Origin of the sequence: Streptococcus sp. LYSM12, from assembly GCF_004569635.1 — a bacterium.
In the GTDB taxonomy this organism is placed as follows: Bacteria; Bacillota; Bacilli; order Lactobacillales; family Streptococcaceae; genus Streptococcus.
In genome coordinates this window covers 41,654-67,998 of sequence record NZ_SPOZ01000015.1, presented here as the reverse complement: position 1 = coordinate 67,998, position 26,345 = coordinate 41,654, and the positions used below count along the sequence as shown (strand labels likewise).

31 protein-coding genes, 1 pseudogene and 1 riboswitch are annotated in these 26,345 nt (G+C 40.8%); of the genes and pseudogenes, 5 read left to right on the top strand and 27 right to left on the bottom strand.

Annotation, left to right across the window (positions count from 1 at the left end):
• Positions 1-93, top strand: a 93-nt coding sequence (locus tag E4T79_RS06345; RefSeq protein WP_135027973.1) for an IS3 family transposase, incomplete at its 5' end; no start/stop codon positions are given.
• Between the two features lie 32 nt (positions 94-125).
• Here E4T79_RS06345 and E4T79_RS06340 read toward each other — a convergent pair.
• The 11 genes from E4T79_RS06340 to E4T79_RS06290 all read right to left on the bottom strand — a co-directional run bounded on the left by E4T79_RS06340 (position 126) and on the right by E4T79_RS06290 (position 8,145).
• On the bottom strand, positions 126-1,175 hold the full coding sequence (locus tag E4T79_RS06340) for a SepM family pheromone-processing serine protease (protein WP_135028711.1): 1,050 nt from the start codon (positions 1,173-1,175) through the stop codon (positions 126-128).
• Positions 1,162-1,650, bottom strand: coding sequence for a pantetheine-phosphate adenylyltransferase (gene coaD, locus E4T79_RS06335; protein WP_135028710.1), 489 nt, complete (start codon positions 1,648-1,650; stop codon positions 1,162-1,164). The genes E4T79_RS06340 and coaD overlap by 14 nt, the downstream gene beginning before the upstream one ends.
• Positions 1,640-2,179 (bottom strand): 16S rRNA (guanine(966)-N(2))-methyltransferase RsmD, encoded by a 540-nt coding sequence (rsmD, locus tag E4T79_RS06330; RefSeq protein ID WP_135028709.1) that lies wholly within the window; start codon positions 2,177-2,179, stop codon positions 1,640-1,642. Before rsmD ends, coaD begins: the two co-directional genes overlap by 11 nt.
• A gap of 80 nt (positions 2,180-2,259) precedes the next feature.
• On the bottom strand, positions 2,260-2,643 hold the full coding sequence (locus tag E4T79_RS06325) for a rhodanese-like domain-containing protein (RefSeq protein ID WP_135028708.1): 384 nt from the start codon (positions 2,641-2,643) through the stop codon (positions 2,260-2,262).
• A gap of 3 nt (positions 2,644-2,646) precedes the next feature.
• A complete protein-coding gene (locus tag E4T79_RS06320) occupies positions 2,647-2,859 on the bottom strand; it encodes a YqgQ family protein (protein WP_135028707.1) in 213 nt (70 codons plus the stop codon).
• A gap of 121 nt (positions 2,860-2,980) precedes the next feature.
• On the bottom strand, positions 2,981-3,580 hold the full coding sequence (locus E4T79_RS06315; protein WP_135028706.1) for a response regulator transcription factor: 600 nt from the start codon (positions 3,578-3,580) through the stop codon (positions 2,981-2,983).
• Entirely contained in the window at positions 3,577-4,665 is a 1,089-nt protein-coding gene (locus E4T79_RS06310) for a sensor histidine kinase (RefSeq protein WP_135028705.1), read from the bottom strand. The genes E4T79_RS06315 and E4T79_RS06310 overlap by 4 nt, the downstream gene beginning before the upstream one ends.
• Before the next feature lies 1 nt (position 4,666).
• The gene (locus E4T79_RS06305) at positions 4,667-5,395 is read right to left on the bottom strand and encodes an ABC transporter permease (protein ID WP_135028704.1); all 729 of its coding nucleotides are present in this window, start codon (positions 5,393-5,395) and stop codon (positions 4,667-4,669) included.
• Positions 5,392-6,276, bottom strand: a complete 885-nt coding sequence (locus E4T79_RS06300; protein WP_135028703.1) for an ABC transporter ATP-binding protein — start codon at positions 6,274-6,276, stop codon at positions 5,392-5,394. Before E4T79_RS06300 ends, E4T79_RS06305 begins: the two co-directional genes overlap by 4 nt.
• A gap of 391 nt (positions 6,277-6,667) precedes the next feature.
• Complete coding sequence (locus tag E4T79_RS06295) at positions 6,668-7,531, bottom strand: IS982 family transposase (RefSeq protein ID WP_003059989.1); 864 nt, start codon at positions 7,529-7,531, stop codon at positions 6,668-6,670.
• 98 nt (positions 7,532-7,629) lie between these two features.
• The gene (locus E4T79_RS06290; RefSeq protein ID WP_135028702.1) at positions 7,630-8,145 is read right to left on the bottom strand and encodes a Dps family protein; all 516 of its coding nucleotides are present in this window, start codon (positions 8,143-8,145) and stop codon (positions 7,630-7,632) included.
• 165 nt (positions 8,146-8,310) lie between these two features.
• On the opposite strand from E4T79_RS06290, the gene E4T79_RS06285 reads away from it, so the two are divergent.
• The 3 genes from E4T79_RS06285 to E4T79_RS06275 all read left to right on the top strand — a co-directional run bounded on the left by E4T79_RS06285 (position 8,311) and on the right by E4T79_RS06275 (position 11,061).
• Positions 8,311-8,730: a low molecular weight protein-tyrosine-phosphatase gene (locus E4T79_RS06285; RefSeq protein WP_135028701.1), complete on the top strand. Its 420-nt coding sequence runs from the start codon at positions 8,311-8,313 to the stop codon at positions 8,728-8,730.
• A gap of 80 nt (positions 8,731-8,810) precedes the next feature.
• Positions 8,811-9,239 carry a hypothetical protein gene (locus E4T79_RS06280; RefSeq protein WP_167752638.1) on the top strand — a complete coding sequence of 143 codons (429 nt, stop codon included), beginning with the start codon at positions 8,811-8,813 and terminating at the stop codon, positions 9,237-9,239.
• Positions 9,229-11,061: an acyltransferase family protein gene (locus E4T79_RS06275; protein WP_135028700.1), complete on the top strand. Its 1,833-nt coding sequence runs from the start codon at positions 9,229-9,231 to the stop codon at positions 11,059-11,061. Before E4T79_RS06280 ends, E4T79_RS06275 begins: the two co-directional genes overlap by 11 nt.
• Before the next feature lie 351 nt (positions 11,062-11,412).
• Here E4T79_RS06275 and E4T79_RS06270 read toward each other — a convergent pair whose 3' ends face one another.
• The 14 genes and pseudogenes from E4T79_RS06270 to E4T79_RS06205 all read right to left on the bottom strand — a co-directional run bounded on the left by E4T79_RS06270 (position 11,413) and on the right by E4T79_RS06205 (position 21,953).
• Positions 11,413-12,063, bottom strand: coding sequence for a phosphatase PAP2 family protein (locus E4T79_RS06270; protein ID WP_135028699.1), 651 nt, complete (start codon positions 12,061-12,063; stop codon positions 11,413-11,415).
• A gap of 23 nt (positions 12,064-12,086) precedes the next feature.
• Positions 12,087-12,653, bottom strand: a pseudogene (locus E4T79_RS06265) (ECF transporter S component); the annotation flags it as partial.
• 105 nt (positions 12,654-12,758) lie between these two features.
• A riboswitch (FMN riboswitch) is annotated at positions 12,759-12,871 on the bottom strand.
• A 489-nt stretch (positions 12,872-13,360) separates the two neighbouring features.
• On the bottom strand, positions 13,361-13,903 hold the full coding sequence (locus tag E4T79_RS06260) for a tRNA (cytidine(34)-2'-O)-methyltransferase (RefSeq protein ID WP_135028697.1): 543 nt from the start codon (positions 13,901-13,903) through the stop codon (positions 13,361-13,363).
• A gap of 523 nt (positions 13,904-14,426) precedes the next feature.
• Positions 14,427-14,669 carry a membrane protein insertion efficiency factor YidD gene (gene yidD, locus E4T79_RS06255; RefSeq protein ID WP_135028696.1) on the bottom strand — a complete coding sequence of 81 codons (243 nt, stop codon included), beginning with the start codon at positions 14,667-14,669 and terminating at the stop codon, positions 14,427-14,429.
• Positions 14,666-15,397 (bottom strand): pseudouridine synthase, encoded by a 732-nt coding sequence (locus E4T79_RS06250; protein WP_135028695.1) that lies wholly within the window; start codon positions 15,395-15,397, stop codon positions 14,666-14,668. Before E4T79_RS06250 ends, yidD begins: the two co-directional genes overlap by 4 nt.
• Entirely contained in the window at positions 15,384-15,959 is a 576-nt protein-coding gene (gene scpB / locus E4T79_RS06245; RefSeq protein WP_135028694.1) for an SMC-Scp complex subunit ScpB, read from the bottom strand. The genes E4T79_RS06250 and scpB overlap by 14 nt, the downstream gene beginning before the upstream one ends.
• Complete coding sequence (locus tag E4T79_RS06240; RefSeq protein ID WP_135028693.1) at positions 15,943-16,662, bottom strand: segregation/condensation protein A; 720 nt, start codon at positions 16,660-16,662, stop codon at positions 15,943-15,945. Before E4T79_RS06240 ends, scpB begins: the two co-directional genes overlap by 17 nt.
• The gene (gene xerD, locus E4T79_RS06235) at positions 16,652-17,398 is read right to left on the bottom strand and encodes a site-specific tyrosine recombinase XerD (protein WP_167752640.1); all 747 of its coding nucleotides are present in this window, start codon (positions 17,396-17,398) and stop codon (positions 16,652-16,654) included. Before xerD ends, E4T79_RS06240 begins: the two co-directional genes overlap by 11 nt.
• Complete coding sequence (gene cbpB / locus E4T79_RS06230) at positions 17,398-17,844, bottom strand: cyclic-di-AMP-binding protein CbpB (protein WP_135028692.1); 447 nt, start codon at positions 17,842-17,844, stop codon at positions 17,398-17,400. Before cbpB ends, xerD begins: the two co-directional genes overlap by 1 nt.
• Positions 17,841-18,371 carry a metallophosphoesterase gene (locus E4T79_RS06225; RefSeq protein WP_135028691.1) on the bottom strand — a complete coding sequence of 177 codons (531 nt, stop codon included), beginning with the start codon at positions 18,369-18,371 and terminating at the stop codon, positions 17,841-17,843. The genes cbpB and E4T79_RS06225 overlap by 4 nt, the downstream gene beginning before the upstream one ends.
• A complete protein-coding gene (locus E4T79_RS06220; RefSeq protein ID WP_135028690.1) occupies positions 18,341-19,330 on the bottom strand; it encodes a nucleoside-triphosphate diphosphatase in 990 nt (329 codons plus the stop codon). Before E4T79_RS06220 ends, E4T79_RS06225 begins: the two co-directional genes overlap by 31 nt.
• Positions 19,331-19,605: 275 nt before the next feature.
• On the bottom strand, positions 19,606-20,400 hold the full coding sequence (gene racE, locus E4T79_RS06215) for a glutamate racemase (protein ID WP_135028689.1): 795 nt from the start codon (positions 20,398-20,400) through the stop codon (positions 19,606-19,608).
• Positions 20,401-21,011: 611 nt separating this feature from the next.
• On the bottom strand, positions 21,012-21,248 hold the full coding sequence (locus tag E4T79_RS06210; RefSeq protein WP_135028688.1) for a YneF family protein: 237 nt from the start codon (positions 21,246-21,248) through the stop codon (positions 21,012-21,014).
• A 468-nt stretch (positions 21,249-21,716) separates the two neighbouring features.
• Positions 21,717-21,953 (bottom strand): hypothetical protein, encoded by a 237-nt coding sequence (locus tag E4T79_RS06205; RefSeq protein WP_135028687.1) that lies wholly within the window; start codon positions 21,951-21,953, stop codon positions 21,717-21,719.
• Between the two features lie 214 nt (positions 21,954-22,167).
• Between E4T79_RS06205 and E4T79_RS06200 the strand changes: the two genes are divergently transcribed.
• Positions 22,168-23,655 (top strand): DUF1846 domain-containing protein, encoded by a 1,488-nt coding sequence (locus E4T79_RS06200; protein WP_135028686.1) that lies wholly within the window; start codon positions 22,168-22,170, stop codon positions 23,653-23,655.
• A gap of 604 nt (positions 23,656-24,259) precedes the next feature.
• On the opposite strand, the gene ptsP is transcribed toward E4T79_RS06200, so the two are convergent.
• Entirely contained in the window at positions 24,260-25,993 is a 1,734-nt protein-coding gene (ptsP, locus tag E4T79_RS06195) for a phosphoenolpyruvate--protein phosphotransferase (RefSeq protein ID WP_135028685.1), read from the bottom strand.
• A gap of 4 nt (positions 25,994-25,997) precedes the next feature.
• A complete protein-coding gene (locus tag E4T79_RS06190; RefSeq protein ID WP_018378296.1) occupies positions 25,998-26,261 on the bottom strand; it encodes a phosphocarrier protein HPr in 264 nt (87 codons plus the stop codon).
• Positions 26,262-26,345: the final 84 nt, after the last annotated feature.

The window sequence follows — 26,345 nt, the reverse complement described above, 5'->3', positions numbered from 1 at the left end:
ACAAATTACATTGATTATTACAATAATAAACGTATCAAAATAAAACTAAAAGGACTTAGTCCTGTACAATATAGAACTAAATCCTTTACTTAAAATATTATGTCCAACTTTTGGGGGTCAGTACATTACTGGCTCTTTGTTTTCTTTAGATAGTCAATAGCATCCTTGACCGTAGTAACAGGTACAACTTCAATATCAAGATGATCTTTTTTTACGGCCTCCATCGCTTCTTCATAATTGGTTTTAGCATCTGGTTTTTGCTTCAAAATCTCTTTATCAACAGGATTATTAGGCACAAAGAAAACTCTTGCTCCTGCTTTCGCTGCAGATAAAACTTTCTTATCTGCCCCACCAATATCACCGACTGAACCATCTTGCTCAATCGTTCCAGTCCCCGCAATCATGCGACCGTCCCGCAAATCCGGATCTGCCAACTGAGTATAAATGGCGAGCGTAAACATCAAACCTGCACTCGGACCTCCGATATTACCCGTCTGAAAATCAATCTGCTCACTGCTTTTAACCTCGGTATGATCAACGAGACCAATCCCGATCCCATTCTTCCCATTTGCTAACTTGATAATTTTTCCATCTGCAGTCCTGGCTTGACCAGCACTCAAATAACCAACTTTCACATCGCTTCCAAGTTTTAATCCACTGACATATTCAATCAATTCAGGAGAACTCTTGAAAGTTTTACCGTTAACACTTACTACTGTATCAGCAATATTCAGAATATGCTTAAAGGTGGAATCATCAGCTACATTGAGGACATATACTCCAAAAAATTCCAAAGATGTCTCTTTCTTTGCCAACGTCAAGCCTTGGTATTTGGCCATATTTTGCGAGGTTTCCATGTAGAATTGACTGATGCGGTAAAATTCCTCCGTATCTGCACCACCTGCTAGCTGTTCCTTGGGAATAATCTTTGAATGGGAATCAAAAGCTGCAAATAAGAGCTGGACGGCTGTTGCTGGCTTGACTTGTACATAGACAAAATTATAAGAGCCAGGCTTATCATCTTGCTGGTTGTCCACTGTCAATACTGTGCGGATATCCGAAGCACCACCAGGACTTTCGATATAGTAGGGAAGTGGGAACAGCAACGCAACCCACAGTAGGACAGTTGACACAACAATCGAGAAAACGAGATGTAATTTTTTATTTTGATTCATTTTTCAGTAATTCCTTGTTAATCGTTTCAGGTACGTAAGGGCTAATATCTTGGCCAAAATGCAACAATTCTCGCACCTGACTTGAGGAGACAAACTTGTATTCAGGCTTCGCCAGCAGATAAATAGTCTCGATTTCTGGGGCTAGTTCACGATTGTAAAAATCAAAACTAGATTCATATTCCAAATCAATTCCATTTCGTAATCCGCGTACCAGATAGTCTGCACCAAGTTTCCGTGCTACATCAACGACCAGCTCATCTTGAGCAATCAGTACCTTGACCGTAGGCATCTCAACAACTGCTTCTTCTATCAAGCGTTTGCGCTCCTCACTCGCAAATAGACCTTGCTTGTGCGGATTGACAAAGACACCCACATAGAGGACATCAAACAGTTTGCTGGCCCGTTGGATCACGTCCAAATGTCCATTCGTAAGGGGATCAAACGATCCTGTAAAAAGTCCAATCTTACCTAACATAGACCACTACCTTGCTAATTCCATAGATTTTTTCTTTCCAAATACCCAGATCTGCAATTTCTTCTGGAAGCTGAATTTGCTTATCAATCTCGCAAACTACCATGACCTCTTCTGCCAACAGATTTTTCTGGCACAAGTCTGTGATTGTTTCTACAATCGTTTCCTTGGCATAAGGTGGATCTAAAAAGACCAGGTCAAATGGACCTTGCACTAGCTGTAGTGCTTGTTTGGCTTCCATTTGCAGGAGTTGAAACTTGCTTACTTCCTTGGTCATAGCAATGTTTTCCCGAATAATCGCCTGCGCCTGCCGATCCCGTTCTACCAGAACAGCTTGCGTCATCCCACGTGAAATAGCTTCAATGGATAAGCCGCCGCTTCCTGCAAATAAATCTAAAACACGTCCTCCCGCAAAATAAGGACCAATCATATTAAACATGGCGCCACGAACCTTGTCTGAGGTCGGACGCGTAGTCTTTCCTGGCAAGGTTTTAAGTGGTCTTCCACCATAATCTCCAGAAATAATTCTCATAGTTCTTATTATAGCATACTTGTCACGAAACTAATCTGTAAAAATAGAGAAAAAGAGCACCTCTGCTCCTTTTCATTCATCTAGTTCATTTTCACCTTTCCATCCCAGCCGTTTAGACCATAGCTCAGAATATAGATGTCATTGTAGCCTTTCTTTTTCAATAACAGGGCTGCTTGCATGACTAATTGACCGCGGTCATTTTCATAGAGTAAAACAGGCTTGTCTTTCCGAAGAGCCCCAAGACTTTGTTTTAACTGTTGAGCAGGGATGTTACGGGCACCCATAATATGTTTTCTACGATACTCCACTGGCTCACGTAAATCAACCAGTTGACCACCATGGATTTTTTCCGCAAATGTATGATTTTCTACCACCCTTGCTGCCCGGCGCAAGCGCCAGTAATTGAAACCAATCCAAGCTCCTAATATAATTACAAACAACAATAAGATATAAAGTGTTGGCATTTACTACTCCTTTTTCTCTCGATATTTTAATTCCAAACGATGTTCCCGTCTTAAAATCAATTCAGCTTCCATATAATCCAAACGATCCAGCAGCCCTGCTTCATAAATTCGCTGTAGCTCAATCTGCATCATCTCAATGTCATACAAACGATTCCCCATATAGATAATGATTCCAAATTGCTTTAATAACTGTTGCACATCATAAAGTTTCTTCATAAAAAAAGTGTAGCAAATCTTAATCAATATTGCAATAGGTGAAAAAAGATAGTTTCATCTTTCGTAAGGTAGATGTAGACATTCCCCACGATAGATATCCTAATAATCTTCTACTAGGCTGTCAAAACCAACCATTTTCTTTGGCGATATTGGTCGCTTCGATACGGTTTTCAGCATTGAGTTTACCGAAGATGGTAGACATGTAGTTACGAACCGTCCCATTTGAGAGGTACAGCTGATCAGCAATTTCTTGATTTGATAGACCAAGAGCGACTTTTTGCAGGAGGACTTGTTCTTGCTTGGTTAGGGGATTTTTCCTAGTAAAAAAACTCTCCATTAGCTCTGGTGAATACTCTTTTTGTCCTTGAAACACACGATGAATGGTTCTCATCAACTCAGAAATACTGCGTTCTTTTAACACATAGGCATCCGCATCCGCTCGGATTGCTCGTTCAAAATAACCCGGTCGTTTAAAGGTCGTTACCATGATTACTTTAAGGCTGAAAAAGTGCTCTTTTGCCCATTCCAAAACATCTAACCCTGTCATCTCAGGCATTTCGATATCTAAAATAGCAACATCCACCTTTTCCTTTTGTAACACTGCTTGCGCCTCTAAGCCATTCTTTGCTGGAAAGACTTGAGCCACACCGTCTTGTAATTCCAGTAGTTGGCAAAGTGCATCGCGCAACATGCTTTGATCTTCAGCGACTAATATGTTCATTTTTCCCCTTTCGGAATACCCAGTTGAATCTGTGTTGGCTGTTTAGCAGACACAATCTCCACTCTACCCTGATAGCGAATCAAGCGGTCACGAATCGAGTGTAATTCCTCCCCTGTCACTTGCTCAAAACCAATGCCATTATCTTCCACTAAAACTCGAATCCAGCCGTCTTGTTCGTTCAGCTTAATACGGCAGCTACTTGCCTGACTATGCTTGATTAAATTATTACACAATTCCCTTAAAACCATGGTCAAAGCAGCTTCTTGCTCCCTCCCCATCTCTACTTCCTTGTATTCAACCGTGAAGCTAAGACCCGCTAACTCTAGCATATTCCCTAAAATCTGTAATTCGTCTTCCAAACGATGCGACTTCACAGCTTGAACAATCTGTCGCACTTCCTGCATAGCATTTTTCCCAATATTCCACAAATCTTGAACTTCCTGCCTGGCCTGTTCATAAGAGCCATAATCCATCAACGTCAATGCCAGCTCACTCTTGACACTCATCATGGCAAAAACATGTCCCAAGGTATCATGCAAGTCCTGTCCGATTCGATTGCGTTCATTTTCAGCCAAAAGTAGGTTAATTGAAGCATTTTTTTCAAACAATTCATTTTCTATTTTTTGTCTTTTGACCGATTGCTTCATCGCATACATCATGCCAATGCAGATTATATTCATCGTCAAGAGAAAAATTTGTGTGGAAAAATCCGGAGCCAGTAAAATGGGATACACTGTCGCAAGTAAGACTAAATAAAAGCTACAGTATCGAAACCCTGTTATCTTATCTTCCTGAAAACGCCATGTCAGGAGGTTCGATAAGAAAAAATTAAACATGGAGATTGTAGGGCTCTCCATAAAACTGATAAAGACAACATAACAGCATAGATAGAGCCAGAGAATATTGACCCTCAAGGAATGCTCCGTCACCACCACACCGATATAGGCAACTGCAAACATCACTGTCATGATAAATACGTAAAATGGATAGTCACCTCTTAAAGAGTAATAAAGAGGAAATACCAGGTACAATAAAGATACATAGTACATGGTATGAATTTTTTTGAGATTGCTCAGTAATGTCACCTTATCTCACTTCCTGCTTCTTTTTTAGCACTAGGGCTAAACCTGCTACTATTATAGTATAAAGAAAGACCATTAGTAAAGACTGAAATTGTAGCACTTTCTCATTGACATAGACAAGCACCAACTGATTGGCATAGTAAGACGGTGTAAAGTGAGCCATCACCTGCATCCAATCCGGTAAGCTTTCATAGGGCATCCAGCTACCGCCAAAAATTGCTAGCACAAAATATAACACATTGGCTACAACCGTCATCGTTTGCTGATTATGGAGCAACGTAAAGGCTAAGCCAAGAGCTAAATACACCATACTCGTTACTAGAAGTAAAAGAGCTGATACAAGCCACTGTTCTGCTGTCATGTCCACATCTCGAAATAGTGCTCCAACTGCAAAATTAATCACAATGGAAATAATGAATGAAATGAAGACCCTTAATATCTTAACGATATAGTACTGGTATAAGGGAAGAGGGGAATGTTGAATCTGTAAAAACCAACGGCTTTTCACATCCTCTTCCAATATCATCGGAAAACTAAATAAACCAAAACTACTCATACTGAAAGCCGTCATGGTCAGTAGATAATTTTTCGTCAGGGCGGCCACATCTCCATAAGAAGTATCAAACATAGCCGAAAATAGGAGAAAGAAGAGCACAGGCATACCAATTCCCATGATAAAGCTCGCCAAATTCCGTCTTGTTAAAAGATATTCAATCCCCAATAAAGCTTTCATCTTTCTTCCTCCTTAGTAGTATCAAATAGGGTATTCAATAGCGTTTTATTGGTCATTTCAATCTCAGCAATCGGACAGTTAGCATCCTGTAAGGCCTGCCAAACTGCCTCCATATCTTTTGCCATAAAACGGATTTGGTCATCGTTGACTTCCATACCATAGATATTTTCCAACCCCTCAACAATAAACATGTAGTCTCTCGGGATGATAAATTGTTTTTCTTGCTCCTCTGAGCGCATTTTAAAGGGGGTTGTATCCCGTAAGAGCTTTCCCTTATGCAAGACCAAGATTCGGTCAGCCGTATGCTCTACTTCTTCAATATAATGCGAAGAATAGAGAATGGTTACACCACTTTCTTTTAAGCTGTGGATAATTTCCCAAAAACGCTGACGAGTTGAGGTATCCATAGCAGTTGTAGGTTCATCCAAAAAGAGAATGGACGGACGACCTATCAAGATTAAGATAAAGGACAGCAGACGCTTTTGACCACCTGATAATTTTTCTGCCAGCTGATTTTTCTTCTCAGGAGAAAAGCAAAGCAAGTCATCCACTTCTTGATTGGATAAAGAATGGGGATAAATCCTTTGAAAAAAACTAATCAGTTCCTTGACCTTGAGAGTTGCAGGCACCACATTTTCCTGTGGCAGTATCCCAACTACTTTCTTTAAGGTCGGGTCCGTCACCTGACGCTCCTGAATGGTAATGCAACCACTTGTAACAAACAAATCCCCCAATAAACAAGACATCAAGGTCGTCTTTCCTGCCCCATTTGGTCCAATTAGGGCAACGCATTCACCCTCCCCGATTTTAAAGGAAATCCCCTCTAAAATCTGCCTTTCTTTTATTCTTTTTGAAATGTCTTTCACATCAATCATCGTCATTTTTCAACTCCCTGTTTACTATTAAGCTACCGATGCCATACCGATTTTCCGTTATTGTCATTTCGTTTATCTCTTATGACTTCATTCACTCGCTTTGCCTCACTCTAGTACAGCCTGCAGCTCCTTGCCCAGTACTAAAATCAAAAAGCAAACTAAAAGACTATAACACAAAAAGAGCAGCCACTCGCCCTATCAAAAAACCTTGCAATTTACCTAACCTCCTTTGCAATTCTCCAATTAGAACACCATTAGTATAATCTTTTCTACTTTCTCTCACCAGATAGGTTTGTCATTGATAAAGATGACAAATGTCATATGACCACAAAAAAACCAGCACTATCAGATAGTGCTGGTTTTACACGTGTATATATATGTTAAGTTACCCGTGGTGCTAGTTGATTTCAAAATACTTCAAATTATAAGCTAGTATGAATTGTTCAAGTCTCAATTGTAATCCAGATAGTCCCCTAGCCAATGTCTGCTCAATATCAAATAGAGAACAAAGTTCCGAAAAGCGAGTTTCAATTGTCCGTCTCCATGCTAGTAACTGCCTGTTGTTATGTTGCTTTGCGCCGACCATGTTTTGACGCAAGGGCGTCCACAAATGATAACCTTTATGTCCCAACTTATCTTTTAGCTCTTGACTGAGATATCCTAAGTCCGCAAGGACAACAGTTTGTTTACAGCCTTCTAGCAGTTCATCAACGACTTTAATATCATGGACAGAAGCTGGTGTCACAACATAGTTCAACATAACACCCGATAATGTGACCAGCATATGAACTTTAAACCCATAGAACCATAAGTGTTTAGAGGCATTGTAGCCAATATCAGCTAAACCTTTAAAAACCTTCGCTTTGTGATTGCGAATAGGTTGGCACAAAGGCATAGGAAAACTGTCCATGATCACAATGGTATCTGATGAGATTGGCTTATTCAACGCTTGACGAATGAGTTGAACCACCCCAATAAGCTGTCGTGTCCGTCTATTAAAGCGACTTCTCTCCAGTAAGTTTCCACAAAAGAAAAGGTGACAGATTCTATAGAAACGGCGTTGAGAGGTTATTCCTAACTCAGCTTGAAGTAACAATAAAACAAGAAGTGACACATCAGAAACCTTAGATAAGCCAACATTTTTACGATGTTTTATTGATTTGGGACAATAATCACGATAACATTGAGAACATATTTGAGTTAATTGTGCTATACTCCATTGTAAATGATGGGATTTTGCAGTATACTGTAAGTGGCTCAAAAGAACTACCTCCTGTCTGTTTCGTCACTTACAGTATAGCTCTTTTGGGCTTTTTAGTATACTTTGACATCAACTAGCACCACGGGTGTTAAGTTATATTACAATCCTGGCGCTTGTCCTAGCTCTGCTTGGAGCATCCAAATGTGCTTTTCAAGGCTCGCTTTTGCGCCATTGAAAATATCATTTGTTACATCGTCTCCCTCTTTATCGGTCACATCAAGCCCTTCTTGGAACAAGCCTGCAAGATAGCGGAAGACTTCTATAACCCGTCCTAATTGAACTTCCATAGACAGGCTATAGTCGCCTGATACTTCTTTCAACTGGCTATTATCACTAAATTCTTTCAAGGTAGAAAACGGTGCTCCGCCTAAAGTAATCAAGCGCTCACTCATATCATCGAGATAGCTGTCCAATTCTTCCATATACTCATCCATTTTTGGATGCCATACAAGAAAGCCACGTCCGCGCATGTACCAATGCACTTGGTGCAAAATAGAATGAGCAACTGACAAATCAGCGACTGCTTGATTCAATAATGCTTTTGTTTCTGGCTCTGCTTGTGGTTTTGCAAAGCTTGCAATTTCTGCTGGTGATTGATAAAGTTTCTTCATCATAAAAGTTACCTTCTTTCTCTTATTTATAACCATTATAAATAAAGACGATGAAAATTGCAAGCATTTAGAACTTTATGAGAAAAGTTTTAACATTCACATAAAATGAGAGGGCCATTTTAGAATAAAATGCGATATAATAGAAGAAGAATACCGGAGGAGAAAGATATGAAAAAAATCGTTTTTGTCTGTCTTGGAAATATTTGTCGCAGCCCGATGGCTGAATTTGTCATGAAAGGGCTAACAGATCAGCTCATCGTAGAAAGCAGGGCAACATCATCATGGGAACATGGCAATCCGATTCACAAGGGCACTCGAGATATTTTGCAACACTACCAGATTCCCTACGATTCTCATAAACATTCTAGGCAGATTAACTTAGAAATAGCGGAAGAATTTGATTATATCATCGGTATGGATAGCCAGAATATCATCGATTTGAAGAAAATGTTACCAACTAGACTTCATGCTAAAATCTATCCGTTTGCTGAAACAAGCGTGCCTGATCCTTGGTATACGGGAGATTTTGAAGAAACCTATCGCATGGTAACTGCTGGTTGCTTAGCCTGGAAAAATCGTCTTTTGTAAGCATATTTAGGAGAAACACTCTTTGTTATTACCCCTAAAAAATGATAAAATAAAAGAACTACTAGAAAAGGGAATATCTTATGAACAAGATGATTCATTATCTTCAGCTAATTGATTTGAAGAATCTAAAAAACGAACTCACACGACCAAGAATTGAAAAAATTTGTATTGTCCTCGTCATCCTTTGCGCTCTTTCAGTCTTTCTCGGACGCATTCCAACCAAGCGAACATTGAGCCTAGATGATGGAAAAATCACTTATCATGGCACTGTCCTTGCTGGCAAAATGTCTGGTCAAGGCACCCTAATCTTTGAAAATGGTGATGAGTACAAAGGGGAATTTAAAAATGGTATTTTTAATGGTAAAGGAACCTTTCGCTCTGCTAATGGCTGGTTCTACGAGGGGGAGTTTAAAAATGGTATCGCTGACGGCAAAGGAAAATTAACCACCGAAGCAAAGGTCATCTACGAAGGAACATTCAAACAAGGAATTTATCAACATGCGAATTAAATGGTTTTCAATAATACGAGTGCTAGGGATGCTCTTTGTCTTGCTCTACCACTTCTATATCTCTTTTTTCCCTGGTGGATTTGTAGGAGTAGACCTCTTTTTCACCCTATCTGGCTATCTGACAACCGCCTTATTTTTAGACGAATATGCCAAACATCAAGCCATTGATTTCAAAGGATTCTTCAAGCGACGCTTCTACCGGATTTTCCCACCCGTTGTCCTGACGCTTCTTGTAACAACACCACTTGCCTTGCTGGTTCGCAATGACTTTATCGCTGGTATCGGACGTCAACTGATGGCCGCTCTAGGATTTATGACTAACTTCTTTGAAATCCTAGCCGGTGCTTCTTATGAAAATCAATTCACACCGTACCTGTTCCTCCATACCTGGAGCCTTGCCATTGAAGTTCATTTTTATCTCCTTTGGGCGCTGATTATCTGGGGCATGACACGGTTGGCAAAGACGCTCGGACAGCTCCGCGGGATGATTTTTCTCACCTCTAGCGGTCTATTTGTCATCAGTTTTCTTACTATGTTCATTTCGAGTTTCTTTGTCAGTAGTTTCTCAACCATTTATTTTGCAACATGGACCCATATCTTTCCTTTCTTCTTAGGAAGTATACTAGCCAGCTTAACAGGTTTGAAAACTCTGACCCGACCATTTGAAAAGGCGATGACTAAATGGAATTTAAAACAAACACTAAGCCTTATTCTAGGAGGGTTAGCCGTTGAACTATTGCTCCTCCTCTTCTTACCATTTGATAGCATCTGGACCTATCTGTTTGGTTTTCTCCTTTCAAGCTTAGCAACTGCAATCATGATCTATGCCACCCGTATCCTACACGAAAAGACGGAAACAGTGAAAGAACCTGCTATTTTACTTTTTTTCTCCAACATTTCCTACGGCATCTATCTCTTCCATTGGCCTTTCTATACAATCTTTTCACAGTTGCTCAGCCATACATTAGCTGTGCTGGTCACTCTGGTTTTCTCTATTCTATTTGCAACTCTTTCCTTTTATCTCATCGAGCCGTATCTGGCTGGAAAAAAGGGAGCATTCTGGAATGTCGAGTTCGACCTCAAACCTTATAATAAGCAGATTTGGACTGCTGCTACAATCTTTCTAATCGCTACGATTGGGATTAGTATCCTTGCTCCACGATTGGGAAATTTTGAACGTGAATCGCTCATCAATAACCTCTATCAATCCAATAATCGTATGGGACAAACCCTACAACTTGCTCAAAAAGGAAAGGCTTCTTCTTTTGAAGTGACAGAGGGGCTAACCATTATTGGTGACTCTGTTACATTACGCTCAGTTGAACAATTAAATGCTTTTTTCCCAGATGCCTTTATAGATGCTCAAGGTAGTCGGAATGTTTCCCAAGCGACAGAGATTCTCCAAAATAACATTGATAATCATGCACTCATGAAAGAGGTCGTCATTGCTACAGGGGTGAATATTACCTATAGTTATGAAGAAGATCTTGAGAAAATCATCTCCATTCTTCCAAACGGGCACCATTTGATTCTCGTCACCCCTTATGATGGTAACTTCGCCCAATACAGTGACCCTGTTGCTGAAAAGTATGCGAACTATGCTCGACAATTAGCTAAAAAATATGATTTCATTGCCATTGCTGACTGGAATACTGTTGCCAAGAATAATCCACAAATCTGGACTGGTTCAGATAACATTCACTATGGCAGCAATCACGACACCATCGTTGAGGGAGCGACACTCTTTGCACAAACCATTCAAACTGCCCTAGAGCAAGTAGAGAAACAACCGGTCAAAAATGTTGGACTTAATGGAGAATAAAAGCTAAGACCAAGAGATGTTCTAGTCATTTCCTTTATCTTTTATGACTTCGTTCACTCGCTTTGCCGTACTCTATTTTTACAGCATGATTTGCAAATAGAAACGAACCCATTTTTTAATCGCAAATTGATTCCTACAAACACCGAAACGAGTTTGCTCGTTTAAAACTGAATGACTGCAGACCCAGTACTCGCCAACAAAACAGATACAAAAACGAACCAAGATAGGGAAGAAATCCCCCACCTTGGTTCGTTTTTTGATTTTATAGTCATTTCGTTTATGTTTTTATTACTTCGTTCACTCGTCTTGCTGTACTCCACTAAAAGACTATATGGTAGCGTCCAACTCTTTTTATTTCTGTTTCCCTTGAAATCTCCACTGAAATCGTAAGCGATCATAAAATGGAAAGAAGAGGTATAACAGAGCGATTGCGAGTAACCAACCGCCGATAATATCTGTTGGATAATGAACTCCCACATAGATGCGAGAAAGCCCTACCAGCATTGCAAGGACAATCAATCCTAGCTGCAAGAAGCGCCTTAGAATAGTCTTCTTTAGATGCTGTTGAAGCAAGATAACCAGGACACCTGCTATCATCAAGGTGGAGGCTGCATGCCAGCTGGGAAAAGAGTAGTTCGTCGTAGCAATCAGCCACTCAATACTAGGCCTTGGGCGTTGGTAGACATATTTCAGGGCTGTAGATAAAACTCCCATCACCGCAAAACTAACGAGTATAAAATAGCTTTCAATCTTCCATTTCTTCCGATAGCAAAAAAAGGCAGTTACTAAACAAATTGGCAATAGAACTGCCACATTTCCAAGCAAGGTAATATTGGTCCAAAACAAGGTCGCAAGCGCAGGCAAATTCCCACGCAGAAATGTTTGAATACTGCTATCAAAGTCCGCTAATTGCTGAGGATAGAATTTCACCATATATCCTAAAATCACAAAAAAGAGGGCTACAAAAGAAGCATTTCGAACATAAATTTGTCTATTTTTCATACAAGAAGTATACTCTAATTTTTTTACAATTTCCTTAAAATCGGCTGACCTGCGCGATACACCAGATAAAATACCAGTGAAAAAATAACACCCTCTAAGAGATTAAACGGCAAAACCATACCAAATAAATAATTGTTCACACCTAAAATCTGTCTGATATCAAAATTCGCAAAAGCTGCATAGACTGGAATAGCATAAACATAGTTTAAAGCAATCATCACCAGCGTTAGGCTCAAAGTAGCCAAGCTAGAAGCGATGAAATAATGCTTGAGTGTCTGCCTCTTCCCCCACATTACATACAGCACCGTCATAAAAACTGCGAGAGCTACAATGTTCATCGGCAAGCCAATCACTGTCGACGGACCATTATTATTGAATAAAAACTTGAGAACTGTCCGTATCAAGAGAATGCTAAAGGCCGATCCTAGGTCTAAAATCAACATTCCAATTAAAATAGGAATAATTGAAAAGTCAATTTCCAAGAAACTCGCTGACGGAATCAAGGGAAATTTTAGGTACATGAGCAGAAAGGAAACTGCTGAAAGAATGGCAATTAAAGCCATTTTGCGTGTATTTGTCATCTTCTTCCTCCAATTTTTAACAAATTAGAGAAGTGGGAAATGGATGTCATCATAGACTTCAACATACGAACATACCCTATATACTTTCCTATTTTGAGCTACAAATCAATCTCTTTCCGTCTTCTCCCATCCAGACTATACTGTCGGTTGTGGAATTGCACCACATCAGCTTGCGCTCGCGGACTATCACCGCCGGTCGGGAATTACACCCTGCCCCGAAGACTTATACTCTATAAAAATCAAGATCACACGAAGTATCGTCATTTCGTTTATCTTTTAGCACTTTGTTCACTCGCTTTGCTGCACCCTAGTACAGCCTATAGCTCCTTGCCCAGTACTAAAACAAACGAAATGACTCTAACAAAACAAAAGATAAACTGTGTTCACCTAAGTAAGTTATCGATGTTAAAGGTTGATATTTAACGAGTATCATTAGTGAATTTTTCCACTAACTTATCTCCCATAATACCAAAAAAGACTTGCTGATGCAAGTCTCTGCTCTATAGCCCCTAAACCAGGCACGACAATTTTTAGAATCTCGTCATTTCGTTTATCTTTTAATACTTCGTTCACTCGCTTTGCCGTACTCCAGTACAGCCTGCAGCTCCTTGCCTAGTACTAAAAGTAAACGAAAAGACTATATAAGGGTCAAAATGAGGAGCCCAAACGGATAGCTTCTAGCCACTATGTTTCCTATTAACTAAATGACATAGGATCTATTTCAATTTATCCGTTTCATACTGATGAACCAAGTCTAATCCCGAAAATGCCTGCTGGCGTAAAGCCTCGTAGATCATCATACAAACGGTATTTGACACGTTGAGACTACGAACATGCTCGTCATTCATGGGAATCCGAAGTGCTTTTTCTGGATATTTTCTCATAAAATCCTCTGGCAAGCCCTTGTCCTCTCGCCCAAAAATAAAGTAATGGTGACAGCCATCATCATAGACTTCATCAGAATAGGTCTTTTCTGCAAATTTAGAAATCAAATGGACCTTGCTTTCTCCAAGCTGAACCATAAAATCGTCCAAACTATCATAAAAACGCACATCCAGCTTGTCCCAATAATCTAGACCAGCTCGTTTCATCTTGCGGTCATCAATAGGAAACCCCATAGGTTTGATAATATGCAGCGGACTATTGGTTGCTGCACAAGTACGGGCAATATTACCGGTATTTTGTGGAATTTGTGGTTCAAACAAGACCACGTGATTACGAGGTTGCATTTCTTGGTAAGATAATTCTTCAATATTCATCGTCTTTCCTCATACTTTTTCAGATATAGTCATTTCGTTTATATTTTTATTCCTTCGTTCACTCGTCTTGCTGCACTCCGGTACTACCTGCGACTCCTTGCCTAGTACTAAAAAGAAACGAAACGGCTAGACTACAAAACTCACTCCATTGCAAAAAAATAGCCACACTGCCCGGAGTCAAGCTCAGCAAACAGCATGGTGAATGATGATTTCATTCACTTAAATCACAACAGGTTTGATTTAAATCAATGAAAGTCTTGTTACTATTATAACGCAAGCAACTACGTGCGTCAAGCAATATAAATGAAAATTCCTAATTTTTTTCAACTTTTTCTCATGATGATTAAATTCACTTCAAACAGCACAGCTCTACGTTTTTACGTTTTCTTCTAGATTGCGTCATCATTCTGTTCGTCCCAGCTAGATGTTCATTTCAAAGGATTCCTCAGCCTGTACTTACTGATACCCTGTTTTCATAGTGCTGAAATAATCTTGACCTAGGCTATATTATGAGAAATCCCTCTCATTCTTCTATCCGCTGCCGTCTCAGACTGAACGTATCTGGTACTGGATCTTTTCCTCCTGCCACAAAGGGATGACAGCGCAAAATGCGCGCCATCCCCATCAAAAAGCCTTTGAGTCCATGCTGTTGTAGCGCTTCAATCATGTAACTCGAACAGGTCGGTTGGTAGCGACAGCTCGGAGGAAAAAGGGGCGAAATAAGGCGCTGGTAAAGGCGCACCAGTCCAATCAAGATAGCGGTCATTTTTTTGGCTTCTTCGTAACAGCAAGAGTATGAAGCTTACTGATATCTTTCTTATTCAATTTGCGAGAGTCTCCTGGACGAAGACCGGTTAAGTCAAGATTGCCAAAACGGGTTCGCGACAGCTTATCCACTTGCAAACCAACGGCTTCAAACATCTTCTTGACCTGATGATTACGCCCTTCATGAATGGTCAATTCAACGACCGAACGTTTTTTTACTGGATCTACTTTAAGAATATTGTAAACAGCTGGCTTGGCTTTCTTTCCATCAATCACCACTCCGCGGGTCAAGGGACGCAAGACTTCTTTATTGGCAATTCCTTTCACACGCGCTACATAGACCTTGTCGATTTCGTTACGTGGGTGAATCATTTCATCGGTGAAATCTCCGTCATTGGTCAAAATCAAGACCCCTGATGTGTCCCAATCTAAGCGTCCCACAGGGTAAATCCGCTCAGTAACTTGAGGTAAGAGATCAATCACTGTCTTTCTACCCTTGTCATCTGATACGCTTGAGATAACACCACGAGGTTTATTGAGGAGATAGTAGACCTTTTCCTCATTGTAAATGGGCTGCCCCTCCACTTCAACCTTATCACCAGATTTTATGATTGTTCCAAGCTCACGCACAACCTGACCATTGATGGTCACCAAGCCTTGCTTAATCAGCTCTTCCGCCTTTCTACGGCTAGCTACTCCAGCATGAGCAATATATTTATTGATTCTCATCTTCTTCTATCTCTTTTCTTTCTACAAACAGTTCGGTTTCTTCATCAACCAAATCAAGATCGGACACATCAGGTAATTCTTCCAAATGATTGATTCCTATATAATCAAGGAAATAGTCTGTCGTGACATACAAATTTGGACGCCCCAACACTTCTTTCTTACCATTTTCCCGAATCAAGTCAAAAGCCTGCAACTTACTGATTGCTCCGCTTGAATTAACCCCGCGAATGCTATCGACTTCAATCCTTGTAATCGGCTGTTTGTAAGCAATAATGGATAGGGTCTCCAGTAAGGCACGAGACATGGATTGGTTCATCGGTGTTTTGGCATAGGTGCGCAGGAGGTCGGCATACTCTTTTTTCGTAACCAGTTTATAACGATTGGACGACTCGAAAATGGCGAGCCCCGACTGAGGGTCTTCCTGATGTTTTTCCATTAATTTTTCGAGCTGTTGTACTACAGCTGACGGCTGTAAATCAAGCATTTCAGCCATATTGCGTACCGTCAATCCCTCTTCTCCTGCTACAAATAATAGCACTTCAATCTCAGCTAATCGGCTCATCTTCACTCCTTATCAAGTAAATATCTCCAAAATTTTCTGGCTGCTCCATCGTAATCTCCTTACTTTTAACCATTTCAAGAGTGGCTAAAAAAATCGTAATTACTTCATTCATATCGTGGCTCTGAGCAAATAATTCCCGGAGTACCAAACGTTTTCCTGGCTGAAATTGACTACGAACCTGCGCCATCATATCCTCGATTTTGTATTCATCGCGAGCGATGGTTGTATGGCTCATCCGCAATTCTTCCTGCTTTTCAGCCATGACTTTTGAGAAAGCCAGGAAAATATCAATCACCGACTTGTCTTGGTTCAAGGTCACATCATCATACACCAATTCCAACTTAGGTTTTGAAAAATAATGGGCTCGCTCATCATGCTGTTCCTTTAATTTCTCACTAAGCGCCTTAAAGGTGCGATACTCCTCCAACTGCGATAGCAATTCTTGCTCAGGGTCATCTAGAATATCCTCTTGTTCAACAACTTTAGGCAAGAGCCTACGGCTCTTGATCAACATCAGTTGGCTAGCCATGACCATGTACTCGCCTGCAACTTCAAGACGCATGGCCTGCAAGGTCGCGATATAGGCAAGATACTGCTCAATGACTTCTGTAATCGGGACTTCGTAGATGTCCATTTGGTACTTAGATACCAAATGAAGGAGCAAATCAAGTGGTCCTTCAAAATCTTTTAATTTAATATCCATGTTTGTATTTTTCCAGACTAATCATCGTCTTTAAACCTAGATGCTTAGCAACTGCTGCTAGATCCTTTCCAGCCTGTAATTGACTAAGGATAAATTGTTGCCGTAACTTCTGAGCCGTCCACTCCGACTTTCCTTGTTCCTCCAAAAATTCACTCAAACGATTGAAAAACCATTGGCGCGAGTAAGGAGAACCATCCTTGTCAAAAAGATATATTCCCTCTTTCCTTTCTAATATCGAAAGAAGTTGATTTGGAATCGATAAAACCCGCTTCTGACCAGATTTTGTAATGGTCAAGACCTGAAAATTCAGATCGATATCTGCTTGCTTTATGACTGCTAACTCACTCGGCAACAAACCTAGATAGGCAATTAAGAGTGCAATCCGCTGTCCGTCCTCATACTTGCTCTCCATCCATAAAAAACTCCTATCTTCCAAGCTAACAACCCTAGGCTGCGGTAAAACTTGCTGCGATACTTTAACCTTATAATAGCGCTCCACTCGCCCTTGTTCATACAGGTAGTACAAAAATTGATTGACCGTAGATACCTTACGCTTTTGGGCAGCGGGCTTTAGATCCTGTAAAAAAATCTGGTATAGAGCTAACTTAGATGGGGTGGGTTTCCCCTCACACTGCTTGATAAATTGCTGTAAATCATAAAGATAAGCAGTCTTTGAATTTTCAGATAGGTTTTTAGTTGCTAAAAAAGCCTGCATGTAATCTATCATTTCGTTCATCATTTTAATCCAAACGTGAAATTATGAAGCAAGGCATTGACAGCTTTTAAAATCGACTTTCGGGTGATAATCCCCAAAAATTCCCCTTTTTCACCAACAACTGGTAAAAAGGCTTGATCTACCAATTTCCGCATCACTTCTTCTAAATGATAATCGGCTCCAACGGTTGCAACATCCTTTTTCACAATCAGGGAAATATCCATATATAACTGGTCTTCTGTCAATTCATTTTCAGTTTGATATTTGACAATTTCCCGCAATCCAATCGTTCCGACAAATTGATTATCCTCAGTGACAACAGGAACACGTGAGTAGGTCATGTGGCTGAGCAAGAGTTTGGCATGGTCAACATTGTGCGTATCAATAATTACCGCCAGCTTATTGGCTGGGGTCAAAAAAGTTTCTTCCTGAGCTAGGAGAAAGGTTTCAAATTCACGTGTAATCATCTGGGAATATCCTTTGTTAGTGGCACATAGACTTTGTGAGCGCGATTGTAATATTCAATGTGGATACGATCTTCAAAAATCGTGAGAATAGCATAGAGGCATTCTTGAATCATCCCGCGTGGTTGGCGAATGGATCCAGGATTGACAAAGAGGGTCGCACCTCGCACTGTTGCATCAGGAATATGCAAATGTCCGTAAAGACAGATATCCGCCCCTACTTCTTCTGCCCAATAATCCAGCCTCTGCCAACTAAAATTGATGCCGTAGAGATGCCCGTGCGTTTGCGCTACGGTCACATCTCCAAGCTGAACTACAAGCTGATCCTTATAGACGGGATCGTAATCACAATTTCCTCCCACTACATAGATGCCCTCCCAGACAGGGTCTTTGGCATCCAATTCTGAATCTCCATTATGAAAAATCGCATCCACCTTGCCCATATAGCGTTCTTTTACTTCTTCAACAATGGCACGGTCACCATGCGAATCACTCATGACTACAAGGGTTTGCTGTTTTGTTCTTGCCATACCGGAAATACCTCTACTAATTTTTTAAGTGCTTGGGCACGGTGAGAAAGACTATTTTTCTCTTCCAAAGTCAACTGAGCTGCTGTACGTCCAGTTTCTCCAACCAAAAAGAGCGGATCATAGCCAAAACCACTTTCTCCTTGTGGAACAGTTGCAATATAACCATCCCAATCTGCTTCGACAACAAGACTGTCCACATTTGGTGCTGCCACAACCAAGGTACAATGGAACTGAGCTGAGCGGTCACTTGCTTCAAAGACCATGGCCAATTCATGAAGCAATTTGGCATTGTTGCGTGCATCGGTCGCATCAGGACCTGAAAAACGAGCTGACCAGACACCCGGCATACCACCAAGTATATCAACTTTAAGCCCCGAATCATCTGCCAGTACCATTTTTCCAGTCAAATTGGAAATGGTTTCCGCTTTGAGACGGGCATTTTCTTCAAAGGTTACACCTGTTTCTGCCACATCTGGAAGCTCGGGGTAATCGTTAAGGTTTTCCACCTTGTAGCCTAACTTTGCAAAAAATTGGCGAAATTCAGCCGTCTTTCCTTCATTTCTAGTCGCAATTAAAATAGAATCCCCAACAGCTGTCAGCATATCGAGTTTCCCAAAAAAGGTCTTGACATCTACTCCTGCTTGTGGCAATGAAATCGTCACAATCTTCTCTTCTTCTAGTACAAGGACAGCACCCCTATGTTGGACAAGGGACAAGTCACGTCCCAGCTCTTCGTTGATGATTTGAATCAAAAAATTTAAAAAGGAGATAGTAGAGCTAGCTTTCACAAGATGAACCTGCAAGCCCTCTAAGGATAGCGATTCTATCAGCTGATAAAAGCATGTCCTAATCCCTTTATAATTTTCCTCATCACCAAAGTAAGTCAGGTCATTCCATTCATCCCATTTGCCAATATACCAATCATTGGCATCTTTATATTCGTAAATTTTTTCTGTCATCGTTTCTAAACTCCCGTTTTTTACCGCCGAAAACAATCCTTTATTAACTCTCGGTTACGGCCAACACCAAACTTTTTTCACAACAATCACCGCAACACTATCCGGATCATCCTCTATCATCCAATTCTTAAAGTAAATGGCATGAAGCTGTCAAATATGCGACTGAATAAGACAGGTTCTTCACTGCTCTCATTTCCCCAGGCTGAAATACGATTCAAACCTTTCCAAGTTCCGATGTCCCAATCATTTCGTCCGTATAGCATACATCTCTTCTGCTATAGTGTTACATGCTCCACCTGTATGTCTTTTTCCAACCAATTTTCTGCAATTTCTCGAAAGGCTCTTGGACTAGCTGTTGTATAAAAGAAATGCTGGGGGTGCTCTGCTGTACGGCTATGGTGGATTTCAAAATAATTGAGTAAAACAGAAATATCCCGCGCACATTCTGCCCCGCTATCAATCAAGGTCACATCCTGTCCCAAGACATTTTGGATAATGGGACGGAGCAAGGGATAGTGAGTACAGCCTAGTACAACTGTATCAACTTTCCCTTTCATGCTCATCAAGGTTTCATAGACCACCTTTTTCGCTAGACTCGACTGGTAATTGTTTGACTCCACTAAGGGAACAAATTTAGGACAGGCAAGACTCGTTACCTGAGTGTCAGGAGAAAGGGCTTGAATCTTTTCTCGATAAATATCTGATTGAATCGTCATCGCTGTACCTAATACACCGATTTTTCCTGTTTTTGATGATTTAATAGCTGATGACGCCCCCGGCAAAATCACACCGAGAACAGGAATCTCTAACTTAGCCTTGACTTCTTCCCAAGCGACTGCCGTCGCTGTATTGCAAGCAAAAACAATCATCTTAACATTTTTCGTTAGTAAAAACTGAACCAATTCCCAAGTATATTCCCGAATCTGTTCAGCAGGGCGCGGACCATATGGAGCTCTAGCCGAATCTCCAATATACACGATTTCCTCATGGGGCAGTTGACGCATCAATTCACGCACTACTGTTAACCCCCCAACACCCGAATCTAAAAATCCAATAGGTCGATTATCCATAGTTTTTCCTTACTGAGTGTGACTACTCTTACTCTTCAAAAATTGAACGCTAGCCTTGTTCATCTTAATAACTAGCCATAGGATTGATGATTTGTAATCCTTTCTTAAATGGTGCAGGTGCAAATCACCTTACACATACCGTCTTCACAGTGCACTGACTACAAACCTCTCCATTTGAACTCTTACGTCATTGCTACCTTGACAAACTAAACGTAGCTATCAGATGCCTATAACCTACTATATTATCTGTTAAAGACGAAAACCACCCGTTCTGTTCTACATCTTAAACAATGTGACGTATCTATCACTCATCAATGGAAGCAAGGAGTATACCTGCACCTAGACATCCTCCCCTACAAATAGCGATATCTAACTAGCTTTCACAAGTGAGAACTGTGATAAGTGAGAAATAGGGATAGCAAAGCCCCTCCTCTAAACCAAAAGTTGAGTTAACATTCAGCAAGATGAGTCAATGACGAAAGAAAGTGATCTTTACCGAGTATCAATAGCGAAACTGACCTACCATAAAAGAGCCTCTCGCTAAAAAATGGGAGAGTGAGGACAGTCGATGCTTCCGATATTTCGACTGGTGTCCCACTTCCCCCACTTGATTATTTTTTCTTAGTCGCTATTTTTTGCTGACTCTTGATTTGACGAAGCACTTGTTGTACTTTGGCTTCGCTTGGTTTTTGACCCATTTGGCTCATCATAGCACGGAGGGCATTTTCATCTAAAACAGGTTTATCAGCAATGTAGTTTTCCACCTGTTTACGTGAAAGGTAAATTCCCAAAGCAACACCACCTGCAAACGCTACGATAATCAATATAATTGCAAGACCTAAATGCATATCCATCTCCTATTTTCTAAATTACAAAATCAATTCCCCCTATTATACCAAATTTACAGGGGATTTCCAAGATTTATCTCATACTTCGTGCAATAAACGCATGAAACGAAGACCCAAGAACCATTATTATAGACCATAAGAGGTCCTCCCCTAGAGTACTAATAAGGGGCAAGCATAGCGCAGACTTTTTCATTTGTGATTGCTTTTTCACTTCCCCCCGTTCACTTTCTTCCATATCCCCTCTGTATCCTTTTATAGTCATTTCGTTTCTATTTTTATTACTTCGTTCACTCGTCTTGCTGTACCATTGAGAAAAGTTACACTTTTCTTATCTGTCACTTGAAATAGTTATCAACTATTTCAACTACCTGCGACTCCTTGCCTAAAACGAAACGGCTATAAAAACCACGCTGGAGGATTGAAAAACGATTTCCCACCTCCACTTAGCTCACTTGTGGCGGTAGGTTCTTACAATGCCAAATCTTCCTCTAGCTCAGCAAGCATTTCCCGTAGAAAACTCTTATTAGCATCACATTTTACGCTCTTGTCCTCTGAATGAAAGAGCAGGAGTTGGGCTTTGATAAGCTCTTGGGTATGAAAAGATACGGCAGCACCTGTCATAGCCAGTTGCTCTGCAATATCCTTACTTTTAGCATAGGGGTTGGTCAGCGCTACCATAATCTTATAGCGCATCTCATCATTCATGATTTTTAAGGTCCCTGTCAGTAAGTCCTCATCATATCTCTCGCTTTATATCCATTAAATACTTGTTTACTACTATTCTACATTTCTCTTGAAATAAATCAACTTGTATTTAGTAACAGTTAAGTATTGATGTAAAACTATATTTTATTAAAATGACGGTAAATCTTTTTCTTTTTACAAACTTTTTATTATAATTTTAAAAGAGGTGAAAAATGTGAAAAAAATTGCTTTTGATTCAACTACATACTTACAATTACAGCGTGACCATATTTTAGAACGCATCCAGCAATTTGACGGAAAATTGTATATGGAATTTGGCGGAAAAATGCTGGAAGATTTCCACGCAGCCCGTGTCCTACCTGGTTATGAGCCTGATAACAAAATCAAACTCCTGCAAGAATTAAAGGAGCAGGTAGAGATTGTCATTGCCATTAACGCAAGTAATATTGAGCATTCTAAGGCACGAGGCGATCTTGGCATTTCCTACGATCAAGAGGTTCTACGCTTGATCGATACCTTTAATAGTTTGGGGATCTATGTCGGTTCTGTCGTTATTACCCAGTACACTCAGCAACCAGCCGCTGATGCTTTCCGTCACCAATTAGAAAAGAACGGTATCACATCTTATCTACACTATCCTATCAAGGGCTATCCGTCAGACATTGATTATATTATTTCCCCTAAAGGTATGGGAAAAAATGACTATATCAAAACCAGTCGCAACTTAATTGTCGTAACAGCACCTGGTCCTGGATCTGGTAAATTGGCAACTTGTATCTCACAGCTTTACCATGACCAACTACATGGTATCAAAGCAGGGTACGCCAAATTTGAAACCTTCCCCGTCTGGAATTTACCATTGCATCATCCTGTCAATTTAGCTTATGAAGCAGCGACAGCAGATCTAGATGATCTCAATATGATTGACCCTTTCCACTTACAAACCTATGGCAAAACAGCGGTCAACTACAACCGTGACATTGAGGTCTTCCCTGTGCTCAATCGGACATTTGAGCGCATCTTAGCCAAGTCTCCTTACGCATCACCGACTGACATGGGCGTCAACATGGTAGGCTATTCAATCGCAGATGAAGAGGCTGCTATTGCTGCTTCTAAGGAAGAGATTATCCGCCGCTACTACCAAACCTTGGTGGATTTCAAGGCCGAACGAGTACCAGAATCAGCGGTGAAAAAGATTGAACTCTTGATGAATGAGGTCGGCGTTTCAGCAAACGACCGTAAGGTGACCCTTATTGCACGTGCGAAAGCTGAAGCAACAGGTCAACCAGCCCTTGCCATTGAACTACCTAATGGTGAGATTGTGACAGGGAAAACATCAGATCTCTTTGGACCGTCTGCTGCTGTCATCATCAATGCCATTAAAAACCTAGCTAAGATTGACAAGACGACCCACCTGATTGAGCCTGAGTATGTCAAACCAATTCAGAATCTCAAGATTCATCACCTCGGCAACCGCAATCCACGTCTGCACTCTAGCGAACTCCTAATCGCCCTCGCTATCACGGCTATGAACAAGCCAGAAGCAGATCTTGCCATGAAACAGTTGGGGAACTTAAAAGGTAGCGAGTGCCACTCTACCGTGACCCTGCCCGAAGAAGACCGCAATGTCCTACGAAAACTCGGCATTAACGTCACCTTTGACCCCAATTACCAACACAACAAGTTCTATCATAAATTCTAAAAAAGCGACCCGGCTTGAGAGTAGCTCAAGCTGGGTTTTGACTTATTTCTCTTAAAAATCTATCTCTTATAGTCTTTTCGTTTGCTTTTGTACTCAGCAACGAGCTGCAGGCTGTACTAGAGAGTATGGCAAAGCGAGTGAACGAAGGAATAAAATGACTGTATGCTTGCCACAAACCGTTTAAATATCGACTGTTGGAGTTGAAACTCTTCAAAGAGGAACCGGTGCATTCCTACAGGATTGATGGAATATCTCGCCATAATTTACATGTATCAATCGTGATATAGTCATTTCGTTTCTATTTTTTATTACTTCGTTCACTCGTCTTGCTGTACCATTGAGAAAAGTTACACTTTTCTTATCTGTCACTTGAAATAGTTATCAACTATTTCAACTACCTGCGACTCCTTGCCTAGTATTAAAAATAAACGAAACGGCTATAATAGACATAAAAATCAGAAGTATCGCAGGCAGTCGTCTTCCAGCTTGTGAAAACAAGCCTCTGGAAGTGTTACATCACAAAGACAAATGTATAAAAAAGGAGGCTCTACGAACCTCTTTTTGCTTTTTAACTAGAGAACCAATAGTTCAATGGACTATTGGTTTAATCAAAATTCACATACTCTTTCTGTAATTCAAGAACTTCTTCTGCAGTTGCGCACTCTGTCAGCGCACGGTTTGCATATTCTTGCATTTTAGCTGTGTCTAATTGTTTCATCAAACTACGTGTACGAAGAACAGAAGTTGCACTCATTGAGAACTCATCCAAGCCCATACCCACTAAAAGCGGTACTGCTTGTTGATCTCCTGCCATTTCTCCACACATACCAGCCCATTTGCCCTCGGCATGTGCTGCTTTAATCACGTTATTGATTAAACGAAGGATGGATGGATTGTAGGGTTGGTAAAGGTATGACACCTGCTCGTTCATTCGATCAGCAGCCATGGTATATTGGATAAGGTCATTTGTTCCGATTGAGAAGAAATCAACTTCTTTAGCAAATTGATCTGCAAGCATTGCTGCTGCTGGAATCTCAATCATAATCCCTACCTGGATATCATCTGCAACTGCTACACCCTCTGCAATCAATTTCGCTTTTTCTTCTTCATAGATTGCCTTTGCTGCACGGAATTCCGTAATCAAGGCCACCATTGGGAACATGATACGTAACTGACCATGAACAGACGAACGAAGAAGGGCACGTAATTGTGTGCGGAACATTTGATTACCCGTTTCAGAAATGGAGATACGAAGAGCACGGAAACCAAGGAATGGGTTCATTTCATGTGGGAGGTCGAAGTAAGGAAGTTCCTTGTCTCCACCGATATCCATTGTACGAACAACGACTGGTTTTCCATTCATTCCTTCAAGAACTGCCTTGTAAGCCTCGTACTGCTCATCTTCTGTCGGGAAATCTTGTGAATCCATGTAAAGAAACTCTGTACGATAAAGACCAACAGCTTCTGCTCCATTGTCGTTCACACCTTCAACGTCTTTAGGTGTGCCGATGTTAGCAGCAAGTTCAAAATGCTTCCCGTCAGCTGTCACAGTTTGTGCATCTTTTAGAAGAGCCCATTCTGCTTTCTGCTTAGCATATGCTTCACCCGCTGCTTTAAAGGCTGCAATTTCTTCTTCTGACGGATTAATAATTACTTCACCAGTAATACCATTTACCGCAAGAACATCACCATCTTTTACAATTTCAGTAATGTTATTTGTACCGAGAACAGCCGCAATTTCAAGCGTCCGAGCCATGATAGCTGAGTGGCTAGTACGACCACCAATATTGGTCACAAATGCTTTTACAAAGTTTTTATCTAATTGTGCTGTATCAGAGGGTGTCAAATCATGTGCAATCACGATAGACTCTTCTGAAATCGCTGCAGGGTTCGGTAAACGAACACCTAGCAGGTGCGCAAGGACCCGTTTAGTCACGTCACGAATGTCTGCCGCACGCTCTTGCATGTATGGATTGTCATCCATACCTTCAAAAATAGCGATAAACATGTCTGTAACTTCAGTCAGTCCACTTTCAGCATTTATTTTTTTTGCACGAATAGTTTCTTTAATTTGACCGACCATTTCTGGGTCAGCAAGAACCATCAAATGCGCATCAAAAACAGCTGCCGCTTCTTCACCAAGGCTAGCTACTGCGTTCTCTCTAATAATAGAAAGCTCGTTTTGTGATGCTTCTAAAGCAGCATCCAAACGAGCTTCTTCTGCATCTGTATCTGTAACTGTAACAGTTTCAAATGACAAATCTGGTTGAACGAGTAGATATGCCTTAGCAACCGCAACACCGTCAGATGCTGCAATTCCTTTAAGCATTTCTGTCATACTCTTATGCCAAACCTTCCTTGTCCATTGTCTCAGTAATAGCTGCGATTGCATCATCAGCATCAGCACCTTCAGCAGTGATTGTTACATCAGCACCTTGACCAACACCAAGGCTCATAACTCCCATGATTGATTTAAGATTTACTGATTTATCTTTGTAGTTCAATGTAATATCTGAAGCGAACTTGCTAGCTGTTTGCACAAGCAATGTTGCTGGGCGTGCGTGAATACCTGTTTCTGCCACAATGTGGAAATCTTTTGAAGCCATTTTTGGATTCTCCTTTATTTTTTCAATATTGAAGGTTAATTGTGATAACCCTTACAAAGGACATTATACCATTTCTTGAAATCA

What these genes read in the sequence shown, in the direction of transcription:
- E4T79_RS06340 (WP_135028711.1), bottom strand. Translation starts at nt 1,175, where the DNA reads ATGAATCAAAATAAAAAATTACATCTCGTTTTCTCGATTGTTGTGTCA.
- coaD (WP_135028710.1), bottom strand. Translation starts at nt 1,650, where the DNA reads ATGTTAGGTAAGATTGGACTTTTTACAGGATCGTTTGATCCCCTTACG.
- rsmD (WP_135028709.1), bottom strand. Translation starts at nt 2,179, where the DNA reads ATGAGAATTATTTCTGGAGATTATGGTGGAAGACCACTTAAAACCTTG.
- E4T79_RS06325 (WP_135028708.1), bottom strand. Translation starts at nt 2,643, where the DNA reads ATGCCAACACTTTATATCTTATTGTTGTTTGTAATTATATTAGGAGCT.
- E4T79_RS06320 (WP_135028707.1), bottom strand. Translation starts at nt 2,859, where the DNA reads ATGAAGAAACTTTATGATGTGCAACAGTTATTAAAGCAATTTGGAATC.
- E4T79_RS06315 (WP_135028706.1), bottom strand. Translation starts at nt 3,580, where the DNA reads ATGAACATATTAGTCGCTGAAGATCAAAGCATGTTGCGCGATGCACTT.
- E4T79_RS06305 (WP_135028704.1), bottom strand. Translation starts at nt 5,395, where the DNA reads ATGAAAGCTTTATTGGGGATTGAATATCTTTTAACAAGACGGAATTTG.
- E4T79_RS06300 (WP_135028703.1), bottom strand. Translation starts at nt 6,276, where the DNA reads ATGACGATGATTGATGTGAAAGACATTTCAAAAAGAATAAAAGAAAGG.
- E4T79_RS06290 (WP_135028702.1), bottom strand. Translation starts at nt 8,145, where the DNA reads ATGATGAAGAAACTTTATCAATCACCAGCAGAAATTGCAAGCTTTGCA.
- E4T79_RS06285 (WP_135028701.1), top strand. Translation starts at nt 8,311, where the DNA reads ATGAAAAAAATCGTTTTTGTCTGTCTTGGAAATATTTGTCGCAGCCCG.
- E4T79_RS06280 (WP_167752638.1), top strand. Translation starts at nt 8,811, where the DNA reads ATGAACAAGATGATTCATTATCTTCAGCTAATTGATTTGAAGAATCTA.
- E4T79_RS06275 (WP_135028700.1), top strand. Translation starts at nt 9,229, where the DNA reads ATGCGAATTAAATGGTTTTCAATAATACGAGTGCTAGGGATGCTCTTT.
- E4T79_RS06270 (WP_135028699.1), bottom strand. Translation starts at nt 12,063, where the DNA reads ATGAAAAATAGACAAATTTATGTTCGAAATGCTTCTTTTGTAGCCCTC.
- E4T79_RS06260 (WP_135028697.1), bottom strand. Translation starts at nt 13,903, where the DNA reads ATGAATATTGAAGAATTATCTTACCAAGAAATGCAACCTCGTAATCAC.
- yidD (WP_135028696.1), bottom strand. Translation starts at nt 14,669, where the DNA reads ATGACCGCTATCTTGATTGGACTGGTGCGCCTTTACCAGCGCCTTATT.
- E4T79_RS06250 (WP_135028695.1), bottom strand. Translation starts at nt 15,397, where the DNA reads ATGAGAATCAATAAATATATTGCTCATGCTGGAGTAGCTAGCCGTAGA.
- scpB (WP_135028694.1), bottom strand. Translation starts at nt 15,959, where the DNA reads ATGAGCCGATTAGCTGAGATTGAAGTGCTATTATTTGTAGCAGGAGAA.
- E4T79_RS06240 (WP_135028693.1), bottom strand. Translation starts at nt 16,662, where the DNA reads ATGGATATTAAATTAAAAGATTTTGAAGGACCACTTGATTTGCTCCTT.
- xerD (WP_167752640.1), bottom strand. Translation starts at nt 17,398, where the DNA reads ATGAACGAAATGATAGATTACATGCAGGCTTTTTTAGCAACTAAAAAC.
- cbpB (WP_135028692.1), bottom strand. Translation starts at nt 17,844, where the DNA reads ATGATTACACGTGAATTTGAAACCTTTCTCCTAGCTCAGGAAGAAACT.
- E4T79_RS06225 (WP_135028691.1), bottom strand. Translation starts at nt 18,371, where the DNA reads ATGGCAAGAACAAAACAGCAAACCCTTGTAGTCATGAGTGATTCGCAT.
- E4T79_RS06220 (WP_135028690.1), bottom strand. Translation starts at nt 19,330, where the DNA reads ATGACAGAAAAAATTTACGAATATAAAGATGCCAATGATTGGTATATT.
- racE (WP_135028689.1), bottom strand. Translation starts at nt 20,400, where the DNA reads ATGGATAATCGACCTATTGGATTTTTAGATTCGGGTGTTGGGGGGTTA.
- E4T79_RS06210 (WP_135028688.1), bottom strand. Translation starts at nt 21,248, where the DNA reads ATGCATTTAGGTCTTGCAATTATATTGATTATCGTAGCGTTTGCAGGT.
- E4T79_RS06205 (WP_135028687.1), bottom strand. Translation starts at nt 21,953, where the DNA reads ATGAATGATGAGATGCGCTATAAGATTATGGTAGCGCTGACCAACCCC.
- ptsP (WP_135028685.1), bottom strand. Translation starts at nt 25,993, where the DNA reads ATGACAGAAATGCTTAAAGGAATTGCAGCATCTGACGGTGTTGCGGTT.
- E4T79_RS06190 (WP_018378296.1), bottom strand. Translation starts at nt 26,261, where the DNA reads ATGGCTTCAAAAGATTTCCACATTGTGGCAGAAACAGGTATTCACGCA.